14 protein-coding genes are annotated in these 17,222 nt (G+C 72.3%); 4 read left to right on the top strand and 10 right to left on the bottom strand.

Going from position 1 to position 17,222, the window contains the following annotated elements; genetic code table 11:
• Nucleotides 1-4: 4 nt before the first annotated feature.
• The 3 genes from ACFYM2_RS17115 to ACFYM2_RS17125 all read right to left on the bottom strand — a co-directional run bounded on the left by ACFYM2_RS17115 (nucleotide 5) and on the right by ACFYM2_RS17125 (nucleotide 5,914).
• Nucleotides 5-1,249, bottom strand: a complete 1,245-nt coding sequence (locus ACFYM2_RS17115) for an SWIM zinc finger family protein (RefSeq protein WP_388836958.1) — start codon at nucleotides 1,247-1,249, stop codon at nucleotides 5-7.
• Complete coding sequence (locus tag ACFYM2_RS17120) at nucleotides 1,246-4,359, bottom strand: DEAD/DEAH box helicase (protein ID WP_388836961.1); 3,114 nt, start codon at nucleotides 4,357-4,359, stop codon at nucleotides 1,246-1,248. The genes ACFYM2_RS17115 and ACFYM2_RS17120 overlap by 4 nt, the downstream gene beginning before the upstream one ends.
• A 100-nt stretch (nucleotides 4,360-4,459) precedes the next feature.
• Nucleotides 4,460-5,914, bottom strand: coding sequence for a carboxylesterase/lipase family protein (locus tag ACFYM2_RS17125; RefSeq protein WP_388836964.1), 1,455 nt, complete (start codon nucleotides 5,912-5,914; stop codon nucleotides 4,460-4,462).
• A 386-nt stretch (nucleotides 5,915-6,300) separates the two neighbouring features.
• Between ACFYM2_RS17125 and ACFYM2_RS17130 the strand changes: the two genes are divergently transcribed.
• On the top strand, nucleotides 6,301-6,669 hold the full coding sequence (locus tag ACFYM2_RS17130) for a hypothetical protein (protein ID WP_359004597.1): 369 nt from the start codon (nucleotides 6,301-6,303) through the stop codon (nucleotides 6,667-6,669).
• A 60-nt stretch (nucleotides 6,670-6,729) separates the two neighbouring features.
• Here the strand turns inward: ACFYM2_RS17130 and ACFYM2_RS17135 are convergent, their stop codons facing one another.
• Nucleotides 6,730-7,626 (bottom strand): acyltransferase domain-containing protein, encoded by an 897-nt coding sequence (locus tag ACFYM2_RS17135; protein WP_388836967.1) that lies wholly within the window; start codon nucleotides 7,624-7,626, stop codon nucleotides 6,730-6,732.
• A gap of 169 nt (nucleotides 7,627-7,795) precedes the next feature.
• Between ACFYM2_RS17135 and ACFYM2_RS17140 the strand changes: the two genes are divergently transcribed.
• Complete coding sequence (locus tag ACFYM2_RS17140; protein ID WP_388836970.1) at nucleotides 7,796-8,059, top strand: DUF6343 family protein; 264 nt, start codon at nucleotides 7,796-7,798, stop codon at nucleotides 8,057-8,059.
• An 82-nt stretch (nucleotides 8,060-8,141) separates the two neighbouring features.
• Here ACFYM2_RS17140 and ACFYM2_RS17145 read toward each other — a convergent pair whose 3' ends face one another.
• The 5 genes from ACFYM2_RS17145 to rpsA form a co-directional block, all read right to left on the bottom strand.
• Nucleotides 8,142-8,513: a tetratricopeptide repeat protein gene (locus ACFYM2_RS17145; protein ID WP_388836973.1), complete on the bottom strand. Its 372-nt coding sequence runs from the start codon at nucleotides 8,511-8,513 to the stop codon at nucleotides 8,142-8,144.
• A 94-nt stretch (nucleotides 8,514-8,607) separates the two neighbouring features.
• Nucleotides 8,608-8,994, bottom strand: a complete 387-nt coding sequence (locus ACFYM2_RS17150) for a DUF3592 domain-containing protein (RefSeq protein ID WP_359004608.1) — start codon at nucleotides 8,992-8,994, stop codon at nucleotides 8,608-8,610.
• Between the two features lie 138 nt (nucleotides 8,995-9,132).
• On the bottom strand, nucleotides 9,133-9,732 hold the full coding sequence (gene coaE, locus ACFYM2_RS17155; RefSeq protein ID WP_388457289.1) for a dephospho-CoA kinase: 600 nt from the start codon (nucleotides 9,730-9,732) through the stop codon (nucleotides 9,133-9,135).
• A 22-nt stretch (nucleotides 9,733-9,754) separates the two neighbouring features.
• Complete coding sequence (locus ACFYM2_RS17160; RefSeq protein WP_388457482.1) at nucleotides 9,755-10,636, bottom strand: PAC2 family protein; 882 nt, start codon at nucleotides 10,634-10,636, stop codon at nucleotides 9,755-9,757.
• A 236-nt stretch (nucleotides 10,637-10,872) separates the two neighbouring features.
• On the bottom strand, nucleotides 10,873-12,372 hold the full coding sequence (rpsA, locus tag ACFYM2_RS17165; RefSeq protein WP_053729297.1) for a 30S ribosomal protein S1: 1,500 nt from the start codon (nucleotides 12,370-12,372) through the stop codon (nucleotides 10,873-10,875).
• Nucleotides 12,373-12,747: 375 nt separating this feature from the next.
• Between rpsA and ACFYM2_RS17170 the strand changes: the two genes are divergently transcribed.
• Both ACFYM2_RS17170 and hrpB read left to right on the top strand, forming a co-directional pair.
• A complete protein-coding gene (locus tag ACFYM2_RS17170; protein ID WP_388836977.1) occupies nucleotides 12,748-13,593 on the top strand; it encodes a class I SAM-dependent methyltransferase in 846 nt (281 codons plus the stop codon).
• Nucleotides 13,594-13,743: 150 nt separating this feature from the next.
• The gene (hrpB, locus tag ACFYM2_RS17175; protein WP_388836980.1) at nucleotides 13,744-16,236 is read left to right on the top strand and encodes an ATP-dependent helicase HrpB; all 2,493 of its coding nucleotides are present in this window, start codon (nucleotides 13,744-13,746) and stop codon (nucleotides 16,234-16,236) included.
• Here hrpB and ACFYM2_RS17180 read toward each other — a convergent pair.
• Nucleotides 16,226-17,221 carry a DUF3068 domain-containing protein gene (locus tag ACFYM2_RS17180; protein WP_359004620.1) on the bottom strand — a complete coding sequence of 332 codons (996 nt, stop codon included), beginning with the start codon at nucleotides 17,219-17,221 and terminating at the stop codon, nucleotides 16,226-16,228. The genes hrpB and ACFYM2_RS17180 overlap by 11 nt on opposite strands.
• Nucleotide 17,222 lies beyond the last annotated feature (1 nt).

Below are 17,222 nucleotides of genomic sequence, written 5' to 3' on the forward strand. Positions count from 1 at the left end.
GGTGTCAGGCGCCGAGCCGGGCGGTGAGCGCCCCCACCGGGTCCGCGTCCGGGGCGCCCCGGGGCCACCAGTCCTCTCTGTCGGGGTCCGATTCGTATCCGTACCAGAGTCCGTCGCGGCCGTAGCGGAGTTGGGTCGTGGGGGTGGACAGCCGGTTGCGGCTGGGGCGGAAGCCGGGGAATCCGGCGGTGCTCAGGGCCGGCCGGGCCCGGTCGAAGGGGCCGGCCGGCGGGTCCCAGGGCGTCTCCAGGACGCTCAGCGCCTCGATGCCGCCCTGCCGCCAGGCGGCCACGGCGCGCGCGAGGTCGGTGGGGGTGCGGTCGGTGGCCCGGGCCAATGCGGTGTACAGGGCGCGGGTGGTGGAGGTGAGTCCGGATCCGGGGTGGGCCGCGGCGAGGCGCACCGCGTCCTGCCAGGTGGTCAGGGGGGCGATGGGGTCCTGTCCGGTGGTGAGCAGGGTGTGGGCGCGAAGGGCCGCTTCGGTGGCGAGGAGGTCGAGGGACAGCGGGTCGGGGCCGCCGTTTACGTCGGGGAAGGCGGGCGGGTGGCCGGGTCTCGCGGGTGTCGGGAAGGGGGGCGGCAGGGGCGGCCGGGTGCGGGGGGCGAGGGCCGAGCGGGCCTGGACGGTGGGGAGTTGGGGCCGGGGCGGGACTCTCTCCACTGCCATGCGGGCGGCGTTGCGCCGGGTGAGTGCGGCCAGGACCTCCTGCTCACCGCGTCCGCGCATGAGCAGCAGCACGAACGGGTCTTCGTCCAGGAGGCGGGCGGTCTGGTAGCACAGGGCCGCCGCGTGTTTGCAGGGGTAGCCGTCGTCGGGGCAGGAGCAGTCGGGGATGAGGTCGCCGGAAGCGGGCAGCAGTTCGGCCTCGTCGGCCAGGTCGTGCGGCAGGTCCTTGTCGAGGAGCGCGGCGATGTGCGCGGGCGTGCGCGCCGCGGTGTCGAGGAATTGTTCCCACGCCGGGTCGGGCAGGGTGCGCAGGCGTAGTTCCGTACGGTAGGGGCGGGGGCGTGAGCCGTGTACGTAGGCGGTGATGCGGCCGGGGGTGACGGTGATCGCGTCCACGTGGCCGGCCTGCGCGTAGGCGGCCCCGCGGGCCAGGCGGGCGGGGTCCAGGGCCAGTTCTTCCAGGGCCCGCACCCAGGCGTCGCCCCACCAGGTGCCGGTCCGTTCGGAGCGGGCGCCCAGTGCGGGGTAGGTGCGGCGGCGGTCGTCGTGGCGGGGGGCGCGGATCGGGGGGCGTGGGGTCATGGCGCTCTCCGCAGGGAGATCAGGTCGGCCAGTTCGCGGTCGGTGAGTTCGGTCAGGGCGCTCTCTCCCGAGCCGAGGACGGCGTCGGCGAGGCGGCGTTTTTCTTCCAGCATCCGCGCGATGCTTTCCTCGACGGTGCCTTCGGTGATCAGGCGGTGGACCTGGACGGGCTGGGTCTGGCCGATGCGGTAGGCGCGGTCGGTGGCCTGTTCCTCCACGGCCGGGTTCCACCAGCGGTCGTAGTGGATGACGTGGCCGGCGCGGGTGAGGTTGAGGCCGGTTCCGGCGGCTTTGAGGGACAGGATGAACACGGGGACTTCGCCGCCCTGGAAGGCGTCGACCAGACGCTCGCGTTCGGCCACCGGTGTTCCTCCGTGGAGCAGTTGGCAGGGCACGCCGCGTGCGGTGAGGTGGTGGGTGAGCAGCCGGGCCATCGAGACGTACTGGGTGAAGACCAGGACCGCGCCGTCTTCGCTGAGGATGGTGTCGAGGAGTTCGTCGAGCAGGGCCAGCTTGCCCGAGCGGGCTGCGAGGCGGGGGGCCTGCTCCTTGAGGTACTGCGCGGGGTGGTTGCAGATCTGCTTGAGCGCGGTGAGCAGTTTCATGACCTGGGCGCGGCGGGCGATGCCTTCGGCCGCTTCGACGGCGGCCATCACTTCGCGGACCACCGCCTCGTACAGGGCGGCTTGTTCGCGGGTGAGCGGGACGAGGTGGTCGGTCTGGGTCTTGGGGGGCAGCTCGGGCACGATGCCCGGGTCGGACTTCTTCCTGCGCAGCAGGAAGGGGCGGACCAGGCGGGCGAGGCGGTCGGCGGCGTCGTCGTCCTCGCCGTTCTCCACCAGGCGGGCGTGGCGGGCACGGAACGCCTTGAGGGGGCCGAGCAGGCCCGGCGTGGTCCAGTCGAGCAGGGCCCACAGTTCGGAGAGGTTGTTCTCCACGGGGGTGCCGGTGAGCGCGACCCGGGCCGGGGCGGGGATGGTGCGCAGTGCTTTGGCGGTCGCCGAGAACGGGTTCTTGACGTGTTGTGCCTCGTCGGCGACGACCATGTTCCAGGCGCGGGCGGCCAGTTGGGGCGCGCTGGTGCGCATGGTGGCGTAGGTGGTGAGGACGAATCCGCCGTCGGCGCCCTCCAGGGTGCGGCTGCCGCCGTGGAAGCGGCGGACCGGCACGCCGGGGGCGAAGCGGGTGATCTCGCGCTGCCAGTTGCCGAGCAGGGAGGCCGGGCAGATCACCAGGGTGGGTTCGGGGCGGGCGCGGCGCAGATGCAGGGCGATCAGGGTGATCGTCTTGCCGAGGCCCATGTCGTCGGCGAGGCAGCCGCCGAGGCACAGGGAGGTCATCATGTCCAGCCAGGCCAGGCCGCGCAGTTGGTAGTCGCGCAGCGTCGCGTTGAGCGCCGGGGGTTGTTCGGCCGCCGGGGGGCCTTCCAGGAGGCGGTCGCGCAGCACCGCGAGCGCGCCGGTGGGGACCGCTTGGACGCTCTCGCCGTCGACGTCGGCGGTGCCGGTGAGGGCGACGGACAGCGCGTCCACCGGGTCGAGCAGGCCGAGGTCGCGTTTCCTGGCTTTGCGGACGAGCTCGGGGTCGGCCACCACCCATTGGTCGCGCAGCCGCACGATGGGACGGTGGGCTTCGGCGAGCACGTCCATTTCGGCTTCGGTCAGCGGCTCACCGCCGAGCGCCAGCTGCCAGTTGAAGGCGAGGAGTTGTTCGGCGTCGAAGAAGGAGGTGCCGTCGGTGGCGGAGCCGGGCGCGGGGCGTACGACGGCGGTGGCGCTGAGGGTGCGGGCCAGTTCACGCGGCCAGTGGACGGTGACGCCGGCTGCGGCCAGCCGCGCCGATGCCTCGCCCAGCAGTTCGTACAGCTCGGTCTCGGTGAGCGGCAGGACGTCCGGGACGCCGCGTTCGAGGAGGAGTCCGAGCGGGGGCCAGACGCGGGCGGCGCGGCGCAGGGCGAGCAGCGCGTCGACCCGGGCGCGCGGTCCGAACGCCTCAACTGCGCTGCCCGTGCCGACTGTTGACCTCGTGCGCCCTGGGGTGGTCGTGCTGTCGGGGAGGTCGTTCGCCCAGAGGCGGGCGGCGTCGACGACCAGGGTCGGGTCGGCGAGGCTGTGCACCTGGACGATCGCCGAGCCCGCGCGCCGGGCCTCGCGTTCCTCTTCTTCGGACGCCTCGGGCGCCTCCGGCGCCTCGGCCGTCCCGGTCGGTGCAGGGGCTGCGGGTTGCGCACGTTCTTGGGACGCCGTGTCGAACAGGTCGTAGGCGCTGAGGTCTAGGCGCAGGGAGACCCGGACGCCCGCATCCATGCCGGCGGCCGCCTCCGCCGCCCAGGCGTGTGCGCCGGGCAGGTGCTGGGCGGTGGTCGCGGCGAAGGGCGCGCCGGCGGCGTGGGCGGCGGCCGGGGTGCGGGGCAGGGTGTCGGCCACGGCGTCGAGGAAGGCGCGTACCAGGGCTTCGGGCTCGGGCAACTGGAGCGCGCCCCGGCCGGGGACGGGCACCGCGTACGCCTCATAGGGCATGGCGGCGGCGATGGCCCGTAGCTGGGCGATGTCGTCCGCGTCCAGCGGGCCGGCCCGCCAGGCGTCGTGGCTGGTGGGGGTGAGGCCGGGCAGCAGCCTGCCGCGTGCGACGAGGTGCAGGGCGTGCAGTGCGGCCGCGCCCCAGCAGGCGGCGGCCGGGTGGGCGGCGGGATGGTGCCGGGCCTGGATCAGCAGGGGCAGGGCCTCGGCGACGGGGACGAGGAGGGCGGCGACCTTGCGGCTGCGGGCGCCCGAGCCGTGGCGGCGCACCACGGTCAGCTCGGCCACTTCCGCGTCCGGCCCGGACGGTCCGTGCGGCGGCGGACCCTGGTCCGGGTCCCAGAAGGCGACCTTGCCTGCGCGGGGCAGCCCCGCGGGCAGGAACACGGCGGCCGCCGTCACGCCGGGCCAGGCGCGGGCCGCGGGCGCGGCGCCGTCGCTCACGGCCCTGGCGGCGGGGGCGCGGTAGGGCGTGGTGGACCGCTGGTCGCGCGCGGGCGGGCGCAAGGACTGCTCGCTCGGCGCGGGCGCGCCTTCGCCTGAGGTCGCCGGCGGCTGCTCGGCGTGGCGCATCGGTGTCGGCCGGTCCATCGCCGCTCACCTCCCTTCGTCCGCGCGGTCGTGGTCCGTCGCGTGGTCCGCGACTGATCTACGACCTTACGGGCGGGGTCTGACAATGGGCCTCACGGCCTCAGCGCACCCCCTCCCACAAGGCACGTTCGTCGCCGCGCGGGTCGTGTTCGAGGCCCGGTTCGGTGCCGAAGACCCGGGTGGTGCGGCGCTCGGTGTCGTAGGGCGCCCAGCCGGGGTCGCCGGTCTTCGCGAAGGCCACCCAGGCGCCGTGCATCGCGTCCGCGAGGGCTTGTGGGGGGCGGGGGCCGAGCATCGCGGCGTAGGCGGGGTCGTGGAGCCGGTCGAAGACGTAGGCGAGCTCGGAGGCGTGGCAGGCGCCGAGGCGGCCGCCGTGGGCCGGGGAGCGGCGGGCGAATTCGTACACGTGGGTGCCGGGTACCGACTCCGCGACGCGCAGGGCCGGGATCCGGTAGAACCAGTCGGTGGTGACGGCGTCGAACAGTTCGCCGGGCACCGCGTCGGGGCGGCGCCGCTCGTAGACGGGCAGCGCCTTGTCCGGGTCGAGCCCGTACGCCGCCGCGGCCAGCTCCAGGCGGGACCTCGGCAGGACGTCGATGCGTTCGGTGGGCACCAGGAACAGGCGGTACTCCTCCTGGTTGTTGCCGACAAGGAACTCCACCCCGCACTCAGCCGAGGGCAGCGGGAGCTCGTCGAGGACGGGTTCGAACGGCATCATGTTGAGCGCGGCCTCTCCCCACAGCCGCGGGTCCGGGTTCGCCCCGATCTCGCCGCGCAGCTCGGCCTGCGCACGCAGCAGGTCTTCCAGGGGGACGGCGGCGAAGTCCTCGGCACTCGCCTCGATGCCGAGTTTTTCGGCGAGGCGGCCCGTGATCAGGTCGGCGGAGCCGGGCCGCAGGAAGTGGTGGGCGGCGCCGCTCTGCAAGATGGCGCGTCGAAAGAGGCCACGGGCGCGCGGCAGGGCGAGCAGGGCCCCGATGCTCATGGCGCCCGCCGACTCGCCGAAGACGGTCACTTGGTGGGGGTCGCCGCCGAAGGCCTCGATGTTGTCGCGCACCCATTCCAGGGCGGCGATCTGGTCGAGCAGGCCGCGGTTGTCGGGCCGGTCGGGCAGCTTGAGGAAGCCGTCGGCGCCGAGCCGGTAGTTGACGCTGACGTAGACCACGCCGTCGCGCGCGAAGGCGCTTCCGTCGTAGGAGGACGACGAGCCCGAGCCGTTGGCGAAGGCTCCGCCGTGGATCCACACCATCACGGGCAGGCCGCCGCCCGGCGTTGGATGCGGTGTCCACACGTTGAGGTTCAGGCAGTCCTGGCCCTGGGCGCCCTCGTCGGGGATGAGGGTGTCGAAGGGAGGCGCGTAAGGGGCGCGGGGCATGCTCGCGCCCGGGACGAACGCCTCACGCACGCCGTCCCAGGGGAGAGCGGGTGCCGGAGCGCGAAAGCGTGCCTCCCCGAAGGGGAGCGCGGCGAACGGGATGCCGAGGAAGGCGGCCACGTCGTCAGCGACGAGACGTCCTCGTACCGCTCCCTGGTGGGTCGTACGGACGGGTTCCATCAGTTTCGTGCGCCTTCCGACAGGTTTTGAGCAGGGCGACGCCGCAGCGCGCGGAGCGTTCGACACGGAGCGCGTGCCCGGCTGCGGGCTCCGCAATCTCTCTCGTACCCCGAGGTGGGGCCGCGCGTAAAGAACCGGGGCGCCTCCGAAACCGGGCGCGTCCGGAACCGGGCGGCGCCGGGCGGGCGTGGAGGCGGACGCGTGAAGGCGGACGCATGGGGGCGGGCGGGAGGCCGGGCAGGACGTTGTGCGGGGCCGGAAGGCGCGGCGCGGGCCCGTCGCCCGGGCGGGCTATCCAGGGGGCACACCGGATGCCGGGGGCACCGGCACGGGGCAGGCTGGCGACACTGACCGCCGCAGCCATGCCGTACAGACGAGGACCACTCATGTCCGTGACCGCGTCCCAGTCCCCCGCCCCCACACGCCGCCGTCGCCGCACGCGGATCGTCACCGGGGCCGTGCTGCTCGCCCTCGCCACCACCGCCTGCTCCAGCCTCGGGCGTACGGCGGTCGGCACCATCAGCTATACGGCGGGGTCGGACCGCTCCACCACGCTGACCAGCCCGAAGATCCGGGGCTGCCACCGGCTGCCGCCGGCCGGCACGAAGCAGGTCCTCAACAACACGCTGGTCGACATGGTCATGTACAGAACGCCCGACTGCACGGGCAAGGACACGACGTACATCGGCAGCCGGCTCACCGACAATGTGGCGCCAAGGGCGGCGGCCTGGCGCAGCTACAGCTTCGTGCACTGAGTCCGGCCCGGCCTGGTCGGGCGGCTGGAATTCGACACACATGCACGCGCCGGCCGGCTCCTAGAGCGCGAACCAGCCGTGGCCCACATACCAGTGCCCGCCGTTCAGGAGGTGCCCGGTGACGGCGCGCTGCAATGAGGTGCGGCGCGGGAGGTCCGCCACGGGCAGATCCGGATCCCCGAAGACGAAGCCGACGGGTTCGCCGTCCGCCGGGTCGTCGCTTCTGTAAGCGATACGGAACAAACCCTGGAAGCGGACAATGTTGGAGTCCTCGGCCAGGTGGTCTCGCAGCTGCTCGTCGAGCAGCCAGGAGTGGCAGACGGCCACCTGGTGGCGCTCCTCGGGGAAGTGCCGGGCGAAGAACGCCCTGGCGCGCGTGAGCGAATCGGCGCACGCCTGGGGCGTCAACGGGCCCAGGAAGTCAGGAATGTGCAGGTTCAGGCACGGATCGCCCGGCTGGACGTCGAGGCCTGCCGCGCGGGCGGCCCGGCTCGTGCGCCGGCCGAGCACCGCGCGCTGGAACTGGAGCCGCCCGAGCTGGTAGATCTCCCCGCGCGCGTGCAGCCCCAGCCAGCCGGGCGTCAGGAGACCGCCGTTTCCGTGCCGTCTGCGGTGCAGTGCGATGTGGCGTCCTAGGTCGGCGAGGGTATGGCGGGCGATGTCCTCGGGGATGTTCCGCTCCTGGTGGTAGGCCCTGGTGCGGGGGAGCGCGGCGAGGACGGCGCAGACGGGGAACCAGCGTTCCAGATCGCCCAGGCCCTCGGGCGGGGCGGGCGGGGCGGGATGGACATCCAAGGTGCCGATGTTCTCGACCAGGGCGCGCGCCGCGTGCTCCAGGAGCTCGCCGAGCGCGGGATCCGCGGTGAACTGGGCGGCGGCCGCCGTGAGTTCGTTGATGTCCTCGTGCGGTACGGCGAGGTCGAGCAGAGTTCGGGGAAGGTCGTCGGAGAGCGGCATGCGCGTCACCCTAGCCACCCGTTCAACGCCGTACCGCCGCATTCAGGACGCGGTTTGAGCGACGGCGACGGGGGCCGGCGGCGTCAAAGGAGCTCGACCCCGGGATCCCCAGCGCCCTGCGGCTTTCACCTCCGCCTCAGCGGGTACACCTCCTGAAGAGGCGATCACTATGCCGCGCACGGGTAACGAACCGATCACTGCCCGCAGCCCCCTGCGGATGCGGCTCTGGCTGAGCGTCTGGGGCCTGATCTGGGCCCTCGGCGGTACGGCCAGCTTCGCCGTGGAAGGGCGGCCCGGGTGGATGGCGGCCTGCGCGGTGCTGGCCGCAGTGATCGTCTTGGACCTCGTCATGATCGTCCGCCATATCCGGCAGGGCCCGCACTATCAGCCCGGACGTGACGTCCCCCCGTACGAGCCGCCGCGCAGCCGATGACGCGGCGGCCGGCCCGGGCACAGGCCGACCGTCACCCCACCAGGAGCGCCCCCGACGGTCACGCCGGGCCGGTGCTCGCCTCCTACTCCGCGTCGCCCTCGAACCGCGCCGCGGCCACATACTCCGGCTTGGGATCCAGTGCTGCCGCCAGGCGGAAGTGGCGGGTGGCGTGCTCCGGGCGCGCCTGGCGTTCATAGGTGCGGGCCAGGGCGAAGTGCGCGAAGGCGTTGTCCGGCTCGCGTTCCAGGACCAGCTGGAATTCCAGTTCGGCGGAACGGAGCTGGGCCGAGGCGAAGAAGGCGCGGGCTCTGAGCAGGCGGGCGGCCGTGTTCTCGGGATGGACCGCGATCACCGAGTCGAGGAGTTTGACGGCACCACGTGGATCCCTGGCAGCCAGCAGTTGCTCGGCGGCGCGGAAGTCGATGACGTGCGTCTCGGGGGTGCTCTCGCCCACGTGCCTGTCCTTTCCCTCTGCTGCGCGATGTCAACGCCATGCCCGGCTCGGGTATTCCGTACGCGTGCCGACGGCAAAGGTCCGGGCGCGCGGCTCAGAGCGCGGCCGTGGCCAAGGTCAGCCCGAGCAGCACGATGACCGCGCCCGCCGCCACGAACGCCCGGTCGACGACGGTACGTTGACGGCCCAGGAGCACGACGGTGCGCGGGTCCTCCGGGTCGTAGGACACCCGCACGCAGGCGCCCGGCGGCAGGGGCTCACGGCGGCTGGGCGAGATGGGCGAGGGGAGTTCGAAGACGTCGCCGTCGACCGTCTCGAACTGCAACAGGGGCCGCGTCGCCCCCTGCGGCGCGGGCTTCACCAGCGCCCACGCGAAGGCGCCCGCCCGCTCGGCGCGCCGGGTCTCGCGCAGCCCGTAGGCTCCGGCGAGCAGTGCCACGAGACCGCCGAGGACGGTGAAACCCGCCAGTACGAAGAGCACAGCGAGATCGTAGGGCGCCTCGGCCCCGCTTGGCGGCGTGGGCCGGGGAAACCCAGCATGATGAGGGAATCCCTACGGTTTCGATACGCGCCGGCTCATGAGCGCGCCCCGCGTACGCCCCGAGCGGCCCCGCGCCCGTTAGCGCCCGGCGCGCTTCACCAACTCCGCCCAGACCTCGCGCACCTGCGGCTCCAGCGCCTCCAGGGCGCCGTTGTTGTCGATGACCAGATCGGCGATGGCGAGCCGCTGGGCCCGGTCGGCCTGGGCGGCCATGCGGGCGCGGGCCTCGTCCGCCGTCATGCCGCGCAGCCGTACCAGGCGGTCGAGCTGGGTCTCGGGCGCGGCGTCGACGACGACGACCAGGTCGTACAGCGGCGCCAGGCCGTTCTCCGTCAGCAGCGGCACGTCATGCACGACCACCGCTTCGGGTCCGGCTTCCGCCTCCAGCGCGGCCGAGCGCGCTCCGACCAGCGGGTGCACGATCGCGTTCAGCGCCGCCAGCTTCTGAGGGTCCGAGAAGACGATGGCGCCCAGGCGGGGGCGGTCCAGTGCGCCGTCCTCGGTCAGGATCGCGGGGCCGAACGCCTCAACCACCGCCGCCAGGCCCGCGGTTGCGGGCTCGACGACCTCGCGCGCGATCCTGTCCGCGTCGATCAGTACGGCTCCGTAGGAGACGAGGAGCCGTGACACTTCGCTCTTGCCGGCGCCGATACCGCCGGTCAGGCCCACCTTCAGCATGAGCCGAAGCTTAAGCGCCTCCTCAGACGTCGCCCTCACGCTCGGCGAGAAAACGTTCGAACTCCCGGCCAAGTTCCTCCGCCGACGGCAGGTCCGCCGGTTCTGCGACCAGGTTGCCGCGCGCTTCGGCGCCCGCCACCGCGTCGTACTGGTGCTCAAGTCCCTGGACCAGGCTGACCAGTTCCTCGTCGCCCTCGCCGATCTGCCGCTCGATCTCGGTCTGCGTGCGCTGCGCCTCGGTACGCAGGCCGTGCGCGACGCTCGGCAGGACCAGGCCCGTCGCGGCCGTGACCGCCTCCAGGGCGGTCAGCGCGGCGTCCGGGTAGGACGAACGCGCCACATAGTGCGGGACGTGCGCGGCGACACCCAGGACGTCGTGGCCGGACTCCATCAGGCGGTACTCGATCAGCGATTCGGCACTGCCGGGGACCTGCGCCTCGTCGAACGGTGAGCGGTGACCGGGCATGAGGTCCGTGCGGTTGCCGTGCGGGGTGAGGCCCACGGGGCGGGTGTGCGGCACGCCCATCGGGATGCCGTGGAAGTTGACGGACAGGCGCACACCGAGACGCTCGACGATCTGGCGCACGGCGAGCGCGAAGCGCTCCCACTCGACGTCCGGCTCGGGGCCCGACATCAGCAAGAAGGGCGCGCCCGTGGCGTCCTGCACGAGGCGCACTTCGAGTGCGGGCACCTCGAAGTCCGTCCAGCGGTCGCGCCGGAACGTCAGCAGCGGGCGACGGGCGCGGTAGTCCACGAGCCGGTCGTGGTCGAAGCGGGCCACCGCCTGGTGGGGCAGTGTGTCCAGCAGCTTCTCGACGATCTGCTCGCCGGTCTCACCCGCGTCGATGTAGCCGTCGAAGTGGTACAGCATGACCAAGCCGGCCGACTCCTGCGCGAGCGCCATGTCGACGACGGCGAGGCCCTTCGGCTCCCATTCGTACAAATCCTGCGGATCAAGCACGATTACCGCTCCTCCTCGTGTTCAACAGGAAGAACGACTACCGGGACCGGCGCATTCCCGCGTCGGCCGCTTTCGCCGAAACGGGCGACAGGCGGGGCGAGTTGACGGGACATGAGTAAGGCCCGTCCCCCATGGGGAACGGGCCTTACTTTCAGCTATCTACCAGCTGGGGCAGAGCGTCAGCTCTGGCCGCCCGCCAGCTTCTCGCGCAGCGCGGCCAGCGCCTCGTCCGACGCCAGGGCGCCGGAGTTGTCGTCCGACTCCGAGGAGTACGAACCGCCGGAGACGCCCGCCGGGGCACCGGCCGGAGCGGCAGCGCCCTCGGCAGCGGCGGCCTCGTCGGCCTCGCGGGACTTGATGACCTGGGCCTGGTGCTGCTCGAAGCGCGACTGCGCCTCGGCGTACTGGCCCTCCCACGCCTCGCGCTGGGTCTCGTAGCCCTCGAGCCAGTCGTTGGTCTCGGGGTCGAAGCCCTCGGGGTAGATGTAGTTGCCCTGGTCGTCGTAGGACGCGGCCATGCCGTACAGGGTCGGGTCGAACTCGACCGACGCCGGGTCGGCACCGAAGGACTCGTTGGCCTGCTTCAGGGACAGCGAGATCCGGCGACGCTCGAGGTCGATGTCGATGACCTTGACGAAGATCTCGTCGTTGACCTGGACGACCTGCTCCGGGATCTCCACGTGGCGCTCGGCCAGCTCGGAGATGTGGACCAGGCCCTCGATGCCCTCGTCGACGCGGACGAACGCGCCGAACGGAACGAGCTTGGTGACCTTACCGGGGACGACCTGCCCGATCTGGTGCGTACGGGCGAACTGCTGCCACGGGTCTTCCTGCGTCGCCTTCAGCGACAGGGAGACACGCTCGCGGTCCATGTCGACGTCCAGGACCTCGACGGTGACTTCCTGGCCGACCTCGACAACCTCGGAGGGGTGGTCGATGTGCTTCCAGGACAGCTCGGAGACGTGGACGAGACCGTCGACGCCACCCAGGTCCACGAAGGCACCGAAGTTGACGATCGAGGAGACGACGCCGGAGCGGACCTGACCCTTCTGCAGGGTGGTGAGGAACGTCTGGCGAACCTCGGACTGGGTCTGCTCGAGCCAGGCGCGGCGGGACAGGACCACGTTGTTGCGGTTCTTGTCCAGCTCGATGATCTTCGCCTCGAGCTCCTTGCCCACGTAGGGCTGGAGGTCGCGGACACGACGCATCTCGACGAGGGAGGCCGGCAGGAAGCCGCGGAGGCCGATGTCGAGGATGAGACCACCCTTGACGACCTCGATGACGGTACCGGTGACGATGCCGTCTTCTTCCTTGATCTTCTCGATCGTGCCCCATGCACGCTCGTACTGAGCGCGCTTCTTGGACAGGATCAGACGGCCTTCCTTGTCCTCCTTCTGGAGAACCAGGGCCTCGATCTCGTCGCCGACCTTGACGACCTCGTTCGGGTCGACGTCGTGCTTGATCGAGAGCTCACGGCTCGGGATCACGCCTTCGGTCTTGTAACCGATGTCGAGCAGGACCTCGTCCCGGTCGACCTTCACGATGACGCCGTCGACGATGTCGCCGTCGTTGAAGTACTTGATCGTCTCGTCGATCGCGGCGAGGAAGGCTTCCTCGTTACCGATGTCGTTGACCGCTACCTGCGGAGTGGTAGAGGTGGTCTCGGTGCTGCTCGTCATGTGGGAAAGGGCTCCGGTTACGGACAGAAAGTCGTAGGTACTGCCACGCCGAGAGCCCGTATCGCCTCTGCAGAAGCCGGACAGCCAGGGAAGCGCCTCTCCGGGTCGGTCCGGATGGCGCCTCGACAAACCGAGGGGACATACAACAGATGGAAGCGCGCCTGCTAGGTCTGAGGTGCGCAGGCTCGCAGCGCAACTTGTAGCATACGGGGGCAGCCGGACAGGGTCAATGCGCGAAGGCGCACACCCGGGGCGGATCCCCGCAATCCCGGCACAACTAAGGTTCCCCGAGGCCACGATGGGCCCCGACGGCCTCTCGCGGGAGGTTCCGCGAAGACGAGGTCGCGTTCCGCGCAAACTACAACGACGGGCACGATGAGCCAAGAGATCCCAGCGTACGAGTCCGATGACGGGTCCGTTTCCGAGCCGGAGGCGACACGGCGTACCGCCGGGGACACGGAGAGCAGCCGGGCCAGCCGGAGCTGGTGGGACCGCAACGCCGACGAGTATCAGACAGATCACGGCGCGTTCCTCGGTGATGACCGCTTCATCTGGGGGCCCGAGGGCCTGGACGAGGCGGACGCCCGGCTCCTCGGTCCGCCGGACTTGCTGCGGGGATTGGACGTCCTGGAGATCGGGGCCGGCGCCGCACAGTGTTCGCGCTGGCTGGCCACCCAGGGCGCCCGGCCGGTGGCCCTCGACCTCTCCCACCGCCAGCTCCAGCACGCCCTGCGCATCGACGGCGGCGCCGGCGCCTTCGCGCTGGTCGAGGCGGACGCGGGCGCGCTGCCCTTCGCGGACGGCTCCTTCGACCTGGCGTGCTCGGCCTACGGCGCGGTCCCCTTCGTCGCGGAGCCGGTGAAGGTCTTCCGCGAGGTGCGTCGGGTGCTGCGTCCCGGCGGCCGCTGGGTCTTCTCGGTCACCCACCCCATCCGCTGGGCCTTCCCCGACGAGCCGGGGCCCGACGGCCTGTCGGTCGCCGCCTCCTACTTCGACCGGACGCCGTACGTCGAGCAGGACGAGAGCGGCCGCGCGGTCTATGTCGAGCACCACCGCACCCTGGGTGACCGGGTTCGGGACGTGGTCGCCGGCGGTTTCCGCCTGGAGGACCTGGTCGAGCCGGAGTGGCCGGCCTGGAACGCGCAGGAGTGGGGTGGCTGGTCGCCGCTGCGGGGCAATCTGATCCCCGGGACGGCGATCTTCGTGTGCGTACGGGATTGAGTCTTCGCGTGCGTACGGGGTTGACTTCCGGGGGCCGGCTGGAGTCCGGGGCCGACTGGAATCCGGGGCCGGCCGGGGTTAGTCATACAAGCCCACCGCCCCTGTGGACAGAGCACCGCACGGTCCGCCGCGACGTACGACACTGAGCGCATGATCCGAACCGACGCTCTCGACGCTCTCCCCGTACGCGAGGCCGTGCCCGAGCTGCTTGCCGCACTCGACGGGCACGGGACGGCCGTGCTGTGCGCCCCGCCCGGCACGGGCAAGACCACGCTCGTGCCGCTGGTGCTCGCGGGGCTGACCGGCGGCGGCCCGGTGCGACGGGTCGTGGTGGCCGAGCCGCGTCGCATAGCGGCCCGCGCCGCCGCGCGCCGGATGGCCTGGCTGCTGGGCGAGCAGCCGGGCGGCCGGATCGGCTTCACCGTGCGCGGCGAGCGGCGCGTGGGGCCCGCCACCGTCGTCGAGGTCGTCACCACCGGCGTACTCCTCCAACGCCTGCAACGCGACCAGGAGTTGGCGGGCGTCGACGTCGTCGTCATCGACGAGTGCCACGAGCGCCACCTCGACGCGGACACCGCGGCCGCCTTCCTCCTGGACGTGCGCACCGCCTTGCGCCCGGAGCTGCGCCTGGTGGCGGCGTCCGCGACGACGGACGCCGAGGGCTGGGCCCGGCTGCTCGGGGACGCTCCCATCGTCGAGGCGGCCGGGGTGTCGCACCCGGTGGAGGTGGTGTGGGCACCGCCCGCCCAGCCGGTCCGCCCACCGCACGGCATGCGGGTGGATCCGGCGCTGCTGACGCACGTGGCGTCCACAGTGCGGCGCGCCCTGGCCGAGCGGGAGGGCGATGTGCTCTGCTTCCTGCCGGGCGTGGGTGAAATCGGGCGCGTGGCACGGCAGTTGGGCGACCTTCCCGGCATCGAGGTGCTTGAGGTGCATGGCCGGGCCCCGGCCCGGGTGCAGGACGCGGTGCTGGCCGGATCGCCGGGGCGGCGGGTGGTCCTGGCCACTTCGGTCGCCGAGTCCTCTTTGACGGTGCCCGGGGTGCGGGTGGTCGTGGACTGCGGTCTGGCCCGCGAGCCGAGGGTGGATCATGCCCGTGGCCTCGGCGCCCTGACGACCGTGCGGGCCTCGCGGGCCGCCTCCCGCCAGCGTGCCGGCCGGGCCGGGCGTGAGGCGCCGGGCGCGGTCTACCGCTGCTGGACCGAGGCGGAGCACGGGCGGCTGCCCAGCTTCCCGGCCCCGGAGATCAAGGTCGCCGACCTCGCCGCGTTTGCTCTGCAGGCGGCCTGCTGGGGCGATCCGTCGGCCGAAGGCCTCGCCCTGCTGGACGCGCCGCCCGCCGGAGCGATGGCTGCGGCCCGTGCCGTGCTGACGGCGATCGGGGCGGTGGACGAACAGGGCCGCGCCACCGACCGGGGCGCCCGGATGTCCCGGCTCGGGCTGCACCCGCGTCTGGCCCGCGCCCTGCTCGACGGCGCTTCGGAGGTCGGTGGCCGACGGGCCGCCGAAGTGGTGGCGCTGCTGAGCGAGGAGCCTCCACGGGAGTACGGCGATGATCTGGCGGCGGCCTGGCGCACGGCGCGCCGGGGCGGGGACGGGTACGCGGCGCGCTGGCAGCAGGAGGTGCGGCGCCTGACCGCCGCCGCGGGGACCCACACGGACAGGGGTTCCGCCGAGGGCGCCGCAGGGCTGATCGCGGCCCTGGCGTTCCCCGAACGGGTGGCGCGGGCACGCGGGGGCGGCGCGTTCCTGATGGTGTCGGGCACCGGCGCCGAGGCCGGGCGGGGCTCCGGGCTCAGCACGGCGGACTGGCTGGCGGTGGCCGTCGCCGACCGTCCCGTCCAGGCCGCGTCCGCCAGGATCCGTCTGGCCGCCGTCATCGACGAGGCGACGGCCCGGACGGCGGCGGGGCACCTTGTGGCCGAGGGCGAGGAGGTGCGCTGGGAGGACGGGGACGTGGTGGCCCGCCGGGCGTCCCGGCTCGGCGCGGTCGACTTGGCCATACGTCCGCTCAAAAACCCCGACCCGGCGCTCGTGCGGGACGCGCTGCTCGACGGCCTGGCGCGGGAAGGGCTCGGTCTTCTGCGGTGGACCCGTGACGCGCTCGGCCTGCGGGAACGGCTGGCGTTCCTGCACCGGGTGCGTGGGGAGCCCTGGCCCGACGTGTCCGACGCCGCCCTGCTCGCCCGGGCCGAGCAGTGGCTCGAGCCGGAGCTCTCACGGGCCCGGCGCCGGGCCGACCTCGGGAGGATCGAGGCGGGCGCGGCTCTCAGCCGGCTGCTGCCGTGGGCCTGCGGGGAGGCGGCCCGGCTCGACGAGCTGGCCCCCGAGCGGATCCAGGTGCCCAGCGGATCACGGATACGGGTGGAGTACGGGGGTGAACAGCCGGTACTGGCCGTCAAGTTGCAGGAGATGTTCGGCCTGGACGGCACGCCGGAAGTGGCGGGGGTGCCGGTCCTTGTCCATCTGCTCTCCCCCGCGGGCCGGCCGGCCGCCGTCACCGCCGACCTGGCGAACTTCTGGCGCCAGGGGTACCGCGCCGTGCGGGCCGAACTGCGCGGCCGCTACCCCAAGCACCCCTGGCCGGAGGACCCGACGGCGGTGCCGGCGACGCGGTTCACCACGGCGCGGCTCAAGCGGTGACGGGTTCCAGTGGCTCGGTCACGGCCGGGGGCGGGTCGTCGGGGCGGCGGCCGCGTGCCTCCAGCCACAGGGCGAGGGCGAGCAGGGCCAGGGCGAGACCGAGAAATCCCCACGGGAGGTAGGAGGTGAGCATCAGGACCAGGGCGCGGTTCTTCTTGACCAGGTCGACGGTGTACTTGACGTAGTCGTCCCGCATCTTGACGTCGCCGGCGAACACGGTGACCTTGTCGCGGCCACCGAGGAGGGTGCCGCCGCGCATCTCTTCCTGGTTCAGCTCCTCACCGTTGACCGGGGCACCGGTGACGGGGTCGACCCAGAACTTGCGGGTGGTGGTGTACCAGAGGGAGGTGCCGGTGGTCTGCTCCAAGGTGCTGGAGTCGATGCCGGGCAGCGGCATCTTCTTCGGGTAGGGCACCTTGGTCCAAGGGATGGTCTGCTCGAAGTAGTAGACGTCGAGTCCGTGGAACTTCCTGGTGCCCTTGTAGTGGATGGGCGCGGAGGTGCGGGCCTGGAAGTCGAAGTACTCGTAGTCCCGTTTCTCGGTCAGGAAGGGCCACTTGAACTCGATGCCCTTGCGCTGCACGGCGTCGCCGTCGACCATCTCGCCGGTGGCGTGGACGGGCGCCTGGCTGTGTGCGTCGAAGATGTAGCGCTCGGGTATCTGGGAGACCATCTTGCCGTCGGGTCCCTGGATGTAGGAGAGGGTGTCCCACACCACGACGTCGTCGCCGGCGCTCTTCTCGATCTCCTTGGCGGCCTCGACGTTGCCCTTCAGCGTCTGGACGACGGTCACCTTGGGGACCGTCCTTGACCGCATCGTGGCGTAGTCGATGAGGGTGGCGTTCTTCGCTTCGAGGACCGCCTCCTGGTACTGGCTGGGCGGGATCTTGGCGAGGCGGGGGAAGGCGTACCAGCGCAGCAGGGGTGACAGGGCGGCGAAGAACACGGCGAGGGCGAGCAGGACGAGACTGGCTTTGCGTCGCATG

This window comes from Streptomyces sp. NPDC006711 (assembly GCF_042869775.1).
Lineage (GTDB): Bacteria > Actinomycetota > Actinomycetes > Streptomycetales > Streptomycetaceae > Streptomyces.

Excerpts from the sequence above, each read along its gene's own strand:
- ACFYM2_RS17115 (WP_388836958.1), bottom strand. The coding sequence starts at position 1,249 with ATGACCCCACGCCCCCCGATCCGCGCCCCCCGCCACGACGACCGCCGC.
- ACFYM2_RS17120 (WP_388836961.1), bottom strand. The coding sequence starts at position 4,359 with ATGGACCGGCCGACACCGATGCGCCACGCCGAGCAGCCGCCGGCGACC.
- ACFYM2_RS17125 (WP_388836964.1), bottom strand. The coding sequence starts at position 5,914 with ATGGAACCCGTCCGTACGACCCACCAGGGAGCGGTACGAGGACGTCTC.
- ACFYM2_RS17130 (WP_359004597.1), top strand. The coding sequence starts at position 6,301 with ATGTCCGTGACCGCGTCCCAGTCCCCCGCCCCCACACGCCGCCGTCGC.
- ACFYM2_RS17135 (WP_388836967.1), bottom strand. The coding sequence starts at position 7,626 with ATGCCGCTCTCCGACGACCTTCCCCGAACTCTGCTCGACCTCGCCGTA.
- ACFYM2_RS17140 (WP_388836970.1), top strand. The coding sequence starts at position 7,796 with ATGCCGCGCACGGGTAACGAACCGATCACTGCCCGCAGCCCCCTGCGG.
- coaE (WP_388457289.1), bottom strand. The coding sequence starts at position 9,732 with ATGCTGAAGGTGGGCCTGACCGGCGGTATCGGCGCCGGCAAGAGCGAA.
- ACFYM2_RS17160 (WP_388457482.1), bottom strand. The coding sequence starts at position 10,636 with ATGGCGCTCGCGCAGGAGTCGGCCGGCTTGGTCATGCTGTACCACTTC.
- rpsA (WP_053729297.1), bottom strand. The coding sequence starts at position 12,372 with ATGACGAGCAGCACCGAGACCACCTCTACCACTCCGCAGGTAGCGGTC.
- ACFYM2_RS17170 (WP_388836977.1), top strand. The coding sequence starts at position 12,748 with ATGAGCCAAGAGATCCCAGCGTACGAGTCCGATGACGGGTCCGTTTCC.
- hrpB (WP_388836980.1), top strand. The coding sequence starts at position 13,744 with ATGATCCGAACCGACGCTCTCGACGCTCTCCCCGTACGCGAGGCCGTG.
- ACFYM2_RS17180 (WP_359004620.1), bottom strand. The coding sequence starts at position 17,221 with ATGCGACGCAAAGCCAGTCTCGTCCTGCTCGCCCTCGCCGTGTTCTTC.